The sequence below is a fragment of the Solimonas variicoloris DSM 15731 genome, assembly GCF_000382285.1.
GTDB lineage: Bacteria > Pseudomonadota > Gammaproteobacteria > Nevskiales > Nevskiaceae > Solimonas > Solimonas variicoloris.
This window is the reverse complement of sequence record NZ_KB907928.1, coordinates 312,500-322,200: the sequence shown is the minus strand read 5'-3', so window position 1 is coordinate 322,200 and position 9,701 is coordinate 312,500. Positions and strand designations below refer to the sequence as shown.

At 63.1% G+C, this 9,701-nt stretch carries 7 protein-coding genes, 1 tRNA gene and 1 rRNA gene; 5 read left to right on the top strand and 4 right to left on the bottom strand.

What is annotated here, in order from left to right:
- Positions 1 to 40 precede the first annotated feature (40 nt).
- Both H149_RS0107715 and H149_RS22655 read right to left on the bottom strand, forming a co-directional pair.
- A 16S ribosomal RNA gene (locus H149_RS0107715) occupies positions 41 to 1,570 on the bottom strand.
- Positions 1,571 to 2,139: 569 nt separating this feature from the next.
- Positions 2,140 to 4,245, bottom strand: coding sequence for a putative bifunctional diguanylate cyclase/phosphodiesterase (locus H149_RS22655; protein ID WP_083930872.1), 2,106 nt, complete (start codon positions 4,243 to 4,245; stop codon positions 2,140 to 2,142).
- A 289-nt stretch (positions 4,246 to 4,534) separates the two neighbouring features.
- On the opposite strand from H149_RS22655, the gene H149_RS0107700 reads away from it, so the two are divergent.
- The gene (locus H149_RS0107700; RefSeq protein ID WP_020649169.1) at positions 4,535 to 4,933 is read left to right on the top strand and encodes a TraR/DksA family transcriptional regulator; all 399 of its coding nucleotides are present in this window, start codon (positions 4,535 to 4,537) and stop codon (positions 4,931 to 4,933) included.
- A 406-nt stretch (positions 4,934 to 5,339) separates the two neighbouring features.
- Here H149_RS0107700 and H149_RS0107695 read toward each other — a convergent pair.
- Together H149_RS0107695 and H149_RS0107690 are read right to left on the bottom strand one after the other, a co-directional pair.
- Positions 5,340 to 5,416, bottom strand: a tRNA-Pro gene (locus H149_RS0107695).
- Between the two features lie 10 nt (positions 5,417 to 5,426).
- Complete coding sequence (locus tag H149_RS0107690; protein ID WP_020649168.1) at positions 5,427 to 6,395, bottom strand: polyprenyl synthetase family protein; 969 nt, start codon at positions 6,393 to 6,395, stop codon at positions 5,427 to 5,429.
- A 208-nt stretch (positions 6,396 to 6,603) separates the two neighbouring features.
- Here H149_RS0107690 and rplU point away from each other — a divergent pair, with 208 nt between their 5' ends.
- From rplU to proB, 4 genes are all read left to right on the top strand, one after another.
- Complete coding sequence (gene rplU / locus H149_RS0107685; RefSeq protein ID WP_020649167.1) at positions 6,604 to 6,918, top strand: 50S ribosomal protein L21; 315 nt, start codon at positions 6,604 to 6,606, stop codon at positions 6,916 to 6,918.
- A gap of 36 nt (positions 6,919 to 6,954) precedes the next feature.
- Positions 6,955 to 7,212 carry a 50S ribosomal protein L27 gene (gene rpmA / locus H149_RS0107680; protein ID WP_020649166.1) on the top strand — a complete coding sequence of 86 codons (258 nt, stop codon included), beginning with the start codon at positions 6,955 to 6,957 and terminating at the stop codon, positions 7,210 to 7,212.
- Between the two features lie 84 nt (positions 7,213 to 7,296).
- Positions 7,297 to 8,490, top strand: coding sequence for an Obg family GTPase CgtA (cgtA, locus tag H149_RS0107675; RefSeq protein ID WP_020649165.1), 1,194 nt, complete (start codon positions 7,297 to 7,299; stop codon positions 8,488 to 8,490).
- A gap of 22 nt (positions 8,491 to 8,512) precedes the next feature.
- A complete protein-coding gene (gene proB, locus H149_RS0107670) occupies positions 8,513 to 9,667 on the top strand; it encodes a glutamate 5-kinase (RefSeq protein ID WP_020649164.1) in 1,155 nt (384 codons plus the stop codon).
- Positions 9,668 to 9,701: the final 34 nt, after the last annotated feature.

Genomic DNA, 9,701 nt, shown 5'->3' with positions numbered 1-9,701 from the left:
CTTGTGTGGGCGCTCCCAATTGCGCTTGGAAGCATTCTTGAAAGGAGGTGATCCAGCCGCAGGTTCCCCTACGGCTACCTTGTTACGACTTCACCCCAGTCATCGGCCACACCGTGGTAAGCGCCCCCCTTGCGGTTAGACTACCTACTTCTGGTGCAACAGACTTCCATGGTGTGACGGGCGGTGTGTGCAAGGCCCGGGAACGTATTCACCGCCGCAAATGCTGATCGGCGATTACTAGCGATTCCGACTTCACGAGGTCGAGTTGCAGACCTCGATCCGGACTACGAACAGCTTTTTGGGATTAGCTCCACCTTGCGGCTTGGCGACCCTCTGTACTGTCCATTGTAGTACGTGTGTAGCCCTGGGCATAAGGGCCATGATGACTTGACGTCATCCCCACCTTCCTCCAGTTTGTCACTGGCGGTCCCCTTAGAGTGCTCAACTAAATGGTGGCAACTAAGGGCAAGGGTTGCGCTCGTTGCGGGACTTAACCCAACATCTCACGACACGAGCTGACGACAGCCATGCAGCACCTGTGTCTAGGTTCCCTTGCGGGCACTCCCACATCTCTGCAGGATTCCTAGCATGTCAAGCCCAGGTAAGGTTCTTCGCGTTGCATCGAATTAAACCACATACTCCACCGCTTGTGCGGGCCCCCGTCAATTCCTTTGAGTTTCAACCTTGCGGCCGTACTCCCCAGGCGGAGAACTTATCGCGTTAGCTACGACACCGACTTGCAGAGCAAACCGACGTCAAGTTCTCATCGTTTACGGCGTGGACTACCAGGGTATCTAATCCTGTTTGATCCCCACGCTTTCGTGTCTCAGTGTCAGTACAGGCCCAGGTGGCTGCCTTCGCCATTGATGTTCCTTCCGATATCTACGCATTTCACCGCTACACCGGAAATTCCACCACCCTCTACCGTACTCTAGTCATTCAGTCTCAGAAGCAGTTCCCAGGTTAAGCCCAGGGATTTCACAACTGACTTGAATAACCACCTACACACGCTTTACGCCCAGTAAATCCGATTAACGCTAGCACCCTCTGTATTACCGCGGCTGCTGGCACAGAGTTAGCCGGTGCTTATTCTTCAGGTACCGTCAAGACTCGATGTATTAGACCGAGTTTTTTCTTCCCTGCTTAAAGTGCTTTACAACCCGAAGGCCTTCTTCACACACGCGGCATTGCTGGATCAGGCTTGCGCCCATTGTCCAATATTCCCCACTGCTGCCTCCCGTAGGAGTCCGGACCGTGTCTCAGTTCCGGTGTGACTGATCGTCCTCTCAGACCAGTTACTGATCGTCGCCTTGGTAGGCCTTTACCCTACCAACTAGCTAATCAGACATAGGCTCCTCTCAGAGTGCTAGGCCTTGCGGTCCCCAGCTTTGGTCTTGCGACATCATGCGGTATTACTCCAAGTTTCCCTGGGCTATCCCCCGCTCTGAGGCAGATTCCTATGTGTTCCTCACCCGTCCGCCGCTAACAGTATTGCTACTGCCCGCGCGACTTGCATGTGTTAGGCATGCCGCCAGCGTTCAATCTGAGCCAGGATCAAACTCTCCACTTTAAAGTGTAAAGCTTAGATCCAATTACGCCTCGACGTGGCTAAACGTCTTCGGCGTCGAAGAGTCATCTTCGTAACTCAATTAACTTGGCTACGTTGATACTCTCATGTCACGTGGCTTCGCCACGCTCATGGGAGCACCCACACAAATCACTTGCTTGTTCTTAAAGATCTGGCCAACCCGGCGTCTCGTTACTGCGTCGCCGGTCAGCGGGGAGGCGAATAATAGGGTTTTTTGAGAGTACCGCAAGCTTTCTTTTCTATTTTTTTTTAAGTCTTTGACTTTATTGTAATTTTATATACTCTTTCCGGATAGAAAGTGTCCACGCCTTGCACCGCGTAGCGCCAGCGACCTGCTCTCAGCCGGAATTCACCGACGGAGGACGCTGGCATTGCGCATTGCGGGGGCCTTTTGCTCCCGCGTTTCGCGGTCGAATCCCCGCGATCGCGCTTCGACATCTGAAATGGGCGACCATGGCGGCCACTCCACGGCTCCTGCCGAAATCACGCGAAGGAAACTTCATCGGCATCCCGGCCGAGCACCGCGCACGCAGCCCTTCATGGCTGAACGGCTATTGCGACTCCGGCTTCTTTCGGCCGGAGGGAAGCGGGCCCTGGCTTGCAGCGCTGAGCTGGGCCGCGCGCAGCCCCTTCTCGAACTCATGAGGTGCCATTGCCTTGGCGAAGAGAAAGCCTTGGCCATAGCGATATCCCAGCTTCATCAAGGCCGCACGCTGCTCCTCGGTCTCTACGCCTTCGGCGACCGCATCAAGCTTGAGCCCTTGGGCAAGGGTCGCGACCGAGCGCACGATGGCACAGGAAGCATCGTCTGCTGGCAAGCCGCGCACGAACGAGCGATCCACCTTGATCTCGTCGAGCGGCAAAGTCTGCAGCTGGCCCATCGAGGTGTAGCCGGTCCCGAAATCGTCCAATGCAATACGGACGCCGAGGTTGCGCAACTCCGCGAGCAGCGCATGCGCCCGATCCGGGTCGTTGACGATGATGGTCTCCGTCAGCTCCAGCATCAGCGCGTCGCCCGGCAGCTGGTTGTAGTTCAGCACGGCGCGAACGGTGCGCATCAACTCCCCTTCAAGTTGCGCGCCGGCAAGGTTGACAGCCACCCTGAACTGATCGCCGATGAGACCGTCGCGTCGCCACTGCGCGACGAGCGAGACGGCCTCCCACAAGATCCAGCGGCCGATATCCTTGATCAGCCCGCTTTCCTCGGCGATCGGGATAAAGCGCGCCGGCGAGATCCAGGTATCGCCGATCCGCCAGCGCATCAAGGCTTCCGCGCCGATCCAGTGGCCATCCTCCAGCCGCACTTTCGGCTGCAGATGACACTCGAAAGCGCCGAGCTTGAGCGATTTGCGCAGACTCGCTTCGATATGGACGCGATCCGACGCGTAGTCACTGAGCTGCGGCTTGTACATCTCCAGTCGTCCTCCGCCGCGCCCGCGGCGCAGCGTCTCTTCCAGAGCACCACCCGCGCGCTGGAAGAGCACCTCCGCTGTGGTGCCGTCGAGCGGAAAGACCGCAACCCCCGCACTGACCGAAAGATGAAAGATCCTGTCGTCGATCTGCACCTCGTCGAACGCGCGCTGGATCTGCGCAAAAGCCTCCGCCGCCGCGCGCTCCTCCATGAGATCGGAGATCGCGACGACGAAATGGTCGCCATCGGTCCGCGCGGCCACCACGACGTCGTCGCTCAGCTCCTTCAGATTTCTCTCGCACACTTCAAGAATGCGCTCGATCCGCGCCCGGCCATAGGTTTCGATCATCGACATCAGACGATCGATGGACAGCATGAAGACGGCAAGGCCATTGCGCATGGCGATGGCTTCCTTGATGGCCCACTCGAGGCGCGGCAGCAGCGCCTCGGCATCGGCGCGCCGCACCGGCTCGACGGCCGCACCGGCCAAAGTTCGATTCATGGCGCGCAGATCGAAGACCACCGCTGCATAGTGAGTAGCCACACCGCCGGCGTCGCAGATCGCGCTGAGTCGAATCTCCGCTTGGTAAGAAGAACCGTCGCGGCGCTTGAGTTTCAGCTGACCGATCCACGTTCCGCGGCGCCGCGCCACCTTGCAGGCACGCACAGCGTGTGGCTCACCGCCCGAACCGAGAATCGACTCGCATAGCGAAGCGCCGCGCAGCTGTGCCTCGGCCCATCCGCTGATCTCACAAAGGGCCCGATTCACCTCGATGACGTTGAACTCTGCATCGCAAATCGCCACCCCGCCGATGGCTGAATCGAACGCGCTAGCGATCAGGTCGGCGCGCGCATGCCCAGCGAGGTCTTGCGAGATGTCCCACGTCAGTCCGCAAAGGCGGCGCGGACGTCCGTCGGCATTGCGCTCGACATGTCCGGCATGCCGCACGCTCAACACCCGTCCATCGCGGTGGCGGACACGGAAGCGGATATCGAGGCGATCCGCCAGTCCATAGAAGCAACGACCAAGGGCCGCACGAAAGCCCGGAATATCGTCGGCCAGGATGAGCGCCTGCCAGTCCTCGGGACTGTCACCGATTTCATGCTCGGCATATCCGACCAGCGCCTTGAGCTCGGGCATGGCGTGGAAACGCCAGCCGCTCGCGGTCGGCAGTTCGTCGGCCCGAACGTATTCCCAACCCGCGACACCCGCGCCGCGAATAGCATCGAGCGCGAGCTTTTCCATCAGCGACCTCTGATCCTCTTCATCTGATCCGGATCTCCTGACCAACCGCCAGCGGGCTTAATGCAACGCATTTCGATCTTACGCGCAAGCGGCGGTCCTGGCTCCCAGGCCCGCGCGCAGCGATTGAACAGCATCGCCCGAACCAGATTCAAACGACGTCCCTGAACTGCTGGCGGACCACCCGGCAGGCCTGGAGCGCCGAATCCATTCGATCATTGATGCATGTCAGCGCCACCGCACCATCCCTGGTTTACGTTGTCTCCCATATTCGAAAAACCGGGAACCGACGATGAGCACCGCTCTAGCCGAAGCACAGCGTGCCGCGTTCATGCTCCAGCTCCGCCGGCGTTATCGCGACCTGTGGATGGATATCCGCCGCGAGATCTCGCGTGCGGACCTGGAGACCTATCAGGACACCGCAGGCGAAACCCATGACCTCGCCGACGAGGCCACTGCCGATCTGGTTGCGGATCTCAATCTCGCCGACATTCATCGCGATGTCGTCGAAATGCGCGAAGTCGAAGCCGCCATCCACCGTCTGATGGAAGGCCGCTACGGCGCCTGCGCAGACTGCGGCAAGAGCATCGACGTGGCACGGCTGCGAGCCAATCCCGCAGCGCAGCGCTGCGAGCGCTGCCAGGAACGCTACGAGCAGCTGCACATGCCGACCGTCGGCCCGAGCCTGTAGCAAAGGTCCGCCGCCATCGCGCGAATTCGGCTTTGCGTCACATGCACCAGGCCTTCGCGCTCGACACGCCCTAGCACACGCCCTGGCTGCAACGCGTGTTGCCCATGTCGCGGCGCTGAGCCGCGCCAAGGACGCGCGCTCGATCTTTACCCGGTTCATGCCACCGCATGAGCCGGAGCAGGGCCCTGCATCGATGTGCATCGCGCCCCTCGCAAGGCCGAACGTGATGTCGTCTGCCTGCTGCGATGCCATGCTCGGCGCCAGAGCATCACGAACAGCGGCCGAGCCAACCCTCGCCGCGGCGCGAACCGCCACGGACGCACGGCGCGAAAATAGGCGAAGGCGGCCGGCGCGCAGAAATCGCGAGGCACAAAAAAACCGCCTGGCAGGCGGTTTTTCGAACATCTGGTCGGGGTGACAGGATTCGAACCTGCGACCTCTTGCTCCCGAAGCAAGCGCTCTACCAAGCTGAGCTACACCCCGTTCTTTCAGATCAGGCGGCGCGGTTCGTATTGAACCGGGCCAACTCGATCATCGCCGCTTTGTGAGGTGAGTCGGGAAGATCACCGAGCGAATCGATCGCTTTTCGGCCGTGCCGTTCAGCGAGGGCGCGAGTGTAAGGAATCGCTCCGGTGGATTCAACTGCTTTCAACACATCCGCGAGCTGGTCGTCCCGGCCATGCGCGATCGCATCCCGGATCAGCGAGCGTTGCCCGGCGCTGCCGTTCTTCATCGCATGGATCAGCGGCAGCGTCGGCTTGCCTTCGGCGAGGTCGGTGCCGACGTTCTTACCGCTGACGGCGGCGTCGGCGGTGTAATCGAGCACGTCGTCAACCAGCTGGAAAGCCAGTCCCAGATGGTGGCCGTAGTCGTGCAGCTGCTGCTGCACGCCTTCATCCTGCCCGGCAGCGATCGCGCCGAGACGGCAGCCGGCTTCGAACAGTCGCGCGGTCTTCAATTCAATCACGCGCATATAGCGAGCCTCGTCGGTATCCGGGTCTCCGCAGTTCAGCAGCTGCAGGACCTCGCCTTCGGCGATCGCATTGGTGGCGTTGGCCATGACGTCCATGACCTGCATGCGCCGCGACTCCACCATCATCTGGAAGGCGCGCGAATAGAGGAAGTCGCCGGACAGCACGGCGCCGGCGTTACCCCACACGGCATTGGCCGTCTTGCGGCCGCGGCGCAGGCCGGATTCATCAACGACGTCGTCATGCAGCAGCGTCGAGGTGTGGATGAACTCGATCATCGCCGCGTGCAGCACCGGCTCGTCGGTCCTGCAGCCGAGCGCGCGCGCCGCCATCAGCACGAGCGCCGGGCGCAGCCGCTTGCCGCCGGCCGAGGTGATGTAATGGCCGATTTCGCTGATGAGCGCGACTTCCGAGCGCAGCCGGGCGTGTATCGTCTCGTCCACCTGCCGCATGTCGTCGGCGATGGGAGCTAGGATGGTCTTGAGGTCCATAGGGGCGGCGCGATGCTAGGCGGAGTTACGCTTGGCCGTCAACGACTTAGGAATCTCCGCGAGAGGGGCGCCGGGATCGCGCGGCAGCGTACCGCGACGTGAGAATCTGTTGACGTTTCAAGGGGGCATCCCTACAATCACGCGCTTCATTCGGGCCGGGCAGCGTAATCGCCGCGGCTTACAATCAAAATTAGATTTGGAGTCAACGATGTACGCCGTGATCAAGACGGGTGGCAAGCAGTACAAGGTCGCCCAGGGCGATACGCTGAAGATCGAATCGCTGACGGCGGAAGTCGGCAGCGTCGTGTCGTTCGACGAAGTGCTGATGGTCGGCGAAGGCGAGCAGATCAAGGTCGGCACGCCGACCGTCGCCGGCAGCGCCGTCAAGGCGGAAGTGCTCGGCCACGGCCGCGGCGACAAGATCCGCATCGTCAAGCACCGCCGCCGCAAGCATTATCACAAGGAACAGGGCCATCGTCAGAACTTCACCGAAGTGAAGATCACCGAGATCGTCGGCGCCTAAGCCGGCCACCCTTTCCAGGATTCAGGAGCACCCAACATGGCACATAAAAAGGCAGGCGGCAGCACTCGCAACGGCCGCGACTCCGAGGCCAAGCGACTCGGCGTCAAGAAGTTCGGCGGCGAGAACGTCGTCGCGGGCAACATCATCATCCGCCAGCGCGGCACGCAGTACCACGCCGGCGTCGGCGCCGGCCTCGGCAAGGATCACACGATCTTCGCGCTGGTCGAGGGCAAGGTGCAGTTCCGTCCGCGCGGTCCGGCCGGCAAGCTCCACGTCGACATCGTTCCGGCCTGATACATTGCGCTTTTTCGCAGAAGAGCCCCGGAAACGGGGCTTTTTTGTGCGCTACTCTCTTGCGCATCCAGCAGGAACTGAACGATGAAGTTTGTTGATGAGGCCAGGATCCGCGTCGAAGGCGGCAAAGGTGGCAATGGCTGCATCAGCTTCCTGCGCCTCAAGTACATGCCGTTCGGCGGGCCCGACGGCGGCGACGGCGGCGACGGCGGCAGCGTCTGGGCCGTGGCCGACGCCAATCTGAACACCCTCGCCGATTTCCGCTACACGCGTCTGTTCAAGGCGCAGCCGGGTGTCAACGGCCAGGGCTCGAACTGCACCGGCGCTGCCGGCGCCGATCTCGACATCCGCGTGCCGCTCGGCACGCGCATCTTCGACGACGGTACCGAGGAGCTGATCGGCGAGCTGACCCGCGATGGCCAGCGCGTAAAGGTCGCCCAGGGCGGCAGCCGCGGCCTCGGCAATCCGCACTTCAAGTCGTCGGTCAACCGCACGCCGTACAAGGCCACGAAGGGCTCGCCCGGCGATGTCCGCGAGCTGCGCCTCGAACTGTCGCTGATGGCCGACGTCGGCCTGCTCGGCCTGCCGAACGCCGGCAAGTCGACGCTGCTCGCCTCGGTGTCAGCGGCGCGCCCGAAGATCGCCGACTATCCGTTCACGACGCTGTATCCGCAGCCGGGCGTGGTCGCGGTCGGCCCCTCGCGCTCGTTCGTGATGGTCGACATCCCGGGCCTCATCGAGGGCGCCGCCGAAGGCGCCGGCCTCGGCATCCGCTTCCTGAAACATCTGCAGCGCACGCGCCTGATGCTGCATCTGGTCGACGTCATGCCGCCGGACGGCTCGGACATCGTCGCCAACATCCGCACCATCAACGCCGAACTCAAAGCCTTCAGCGACGAGCTCGCCGCCCGCGAACAGTGGCTGGTGTTCAACAAGATCGACGTGATGCCGGAAGCCGAGTGGCAGACACTCGTCAAGCAGGCCCTGAAGAAACTGCGCTGGAAAGGTCGCTGGTTCGCGATCTCGGCCGCGTCGCACGCCGGCTGTGATGAGCTGGCCGAAGCCGCGATGCAGTGGGTCGAAACGCGCGCCCCGTCGGCGACGCCGGCGCTGTCCGCCGAAGCGCCGACGTCCGTGGCCGTCACCCCGGTCAAGCGCAACCGCGCGGCGCCGCGCCGCACGAGCACGGAGCCGGTGCCGAACAAGGACCTCGGCCGCAACGTCACGCGCAGCACGCGCGCCCGCCGCTCGAAGGCGAGCAAGCGCCCTCTCGACTGAATTTTCGCTTCCCCGCTCAGCCATGACGGTCTCCCCCGCCCCCGCCGCCGGCGTCGCCCGCGGCAAGCTCGTCGAAACGCATCGTTGGGTCATCAAGGTTGGCAGCTCGTTGGTGACCGCCAAGGGCCGCGGCCTCGACCACGACGCCATCCGCGACTGGTGCTCGCAAATCGCCGCGCTTCGCGCCGCCGGCAAGCAGATCGTGCTGGTGTCGTCCGGCGCGGTCGCCGAAGGCATGGCGCGGCTCGGCATCAAGAAACGGCCAGGCGCGCTGCATGAGCTGCAGGCCACGGCCGCAGTCGGCCAGATGGGGCTGGTGCGGGCCTACGAGGCCGAGTTCCACCGCCACGGCATCGAAGCTGCGCAGATTCTGCTGACCCACGAGGACGTTGCCGACCGCGGCCGCTACCTCAATGCCCGCGGCACGCTGAACACGCTGCTGGAATTCGGCGTGGTGCCGGTCGTCAACGAGAACGACACCGTCGCCACCGACGAGATCCGCCTCGGCGACAACGACACGCTCGGCGCCCTGACCGTCAACCTGATCGAAGCCGATCTGCTGGTCTTGCTGACCGACCAGGAAGGCCTGTTCGAAGCCGATCCCCGGGTACAACCCGACGCCCCCCTGGTCAGTGAGGCCTCACTGACCGACCCGCGCCTCGTCGACATGGCGGGCGACAGCAAGGGCGTGCTCGGCCGTGGCGGCATGCGCACCAAGCTCAACGCCGCGTACACGGCCGCGCGTTCCGGTGCCGCGACGGTGATCGCCCACGGCCGCAAGCCGGATGCGCTGCTGCAGATCGCGCAGGGCGCGATGATCGGCACGCTGCTGACGCCGGCGCAGGGCGTGATGACGGCGCGCAAGCGCTGGATCGCTGGCCAGCTGCAGGTGCGCGGCCGGCTTCATCTCGATGCGGGCGCTGCGCGCGTGCTGCGCGAGCAGGGCCGCAGCCTGCTGCCGGTCGGCGTCCGCAGGATCGAAGGGCACTTCTCGCGCGGCGACCTGGTCGCGCTGCTCGATCCGGACGGGCACGAGGTCGCGCGCGGACTCAGCAACTACGACGCCAATGACGCAGCCCGCATCGCCGGCGCCAAGGGCAGCGAGATCGCCGAACGGCTCGGCCACGTCGGCGAGCCCGAACTGGTCCACCGCGACAATCTCGTCGTCCGCAACTGAGCTCGCGCTTCGGACACCCGGCCCGATGGGGCCG

What these genes read in the sequence shown, in the direction of transcription:
- H149_RS22655 (WP_083930872.1), bottom strand. Translation starts at nt 4,245, where the DNA reads ATGGAAAAGCTCGCGCTCGATGCTATTCGCGGCGCGGGTGTCGCGGGT.
- H149_RS0107700 (WP_020649169.1), top strand. Translation starts at nt 4,535, where the DNA reads ATGAGCACCGCTCTAGCCGAAGCACAGCGTGCCGCGTTCATGCTCCAG.
- H149_RS0107690 (WP_020649168.1), bottom strand. Translation starts at nt 6,395, where the DNA reads ATGGACCTCAAGACCATCCTAGCTCCCATCGCCGACGACATGCGGCAG.
- rplU (WP_020649167.1), top strand. Translation starts at nt 6,604, where the DNA reads ATGTACGCCGTGATCAAGACGGGTGGCAAGCAGTACAAGGTCGCCCAG.
- rpmA (WP_020649166.1), top strand. Translation starts at nt 6,955, where the DNA reads ATGGCACATAAAAAGGCAGGCGGCAGCACTCGCAACGGCCGCGACTCC.
- cgtA (WP_020649165.1), top strand. Translation starts at nt 7,297, where the DNA reads ATGAAGTTTGTTGATGAGGCCAGGATCCGCGTCGAAGGCGGCAAAGGT.
- proB (WP_020649164.1), top strand. Translation starts at nt 8,513, where the DNA reads ATGACGGTCTCCCCCGCCCCCGCCGCCGGCGTCGCCCGCGGCAAGCTC.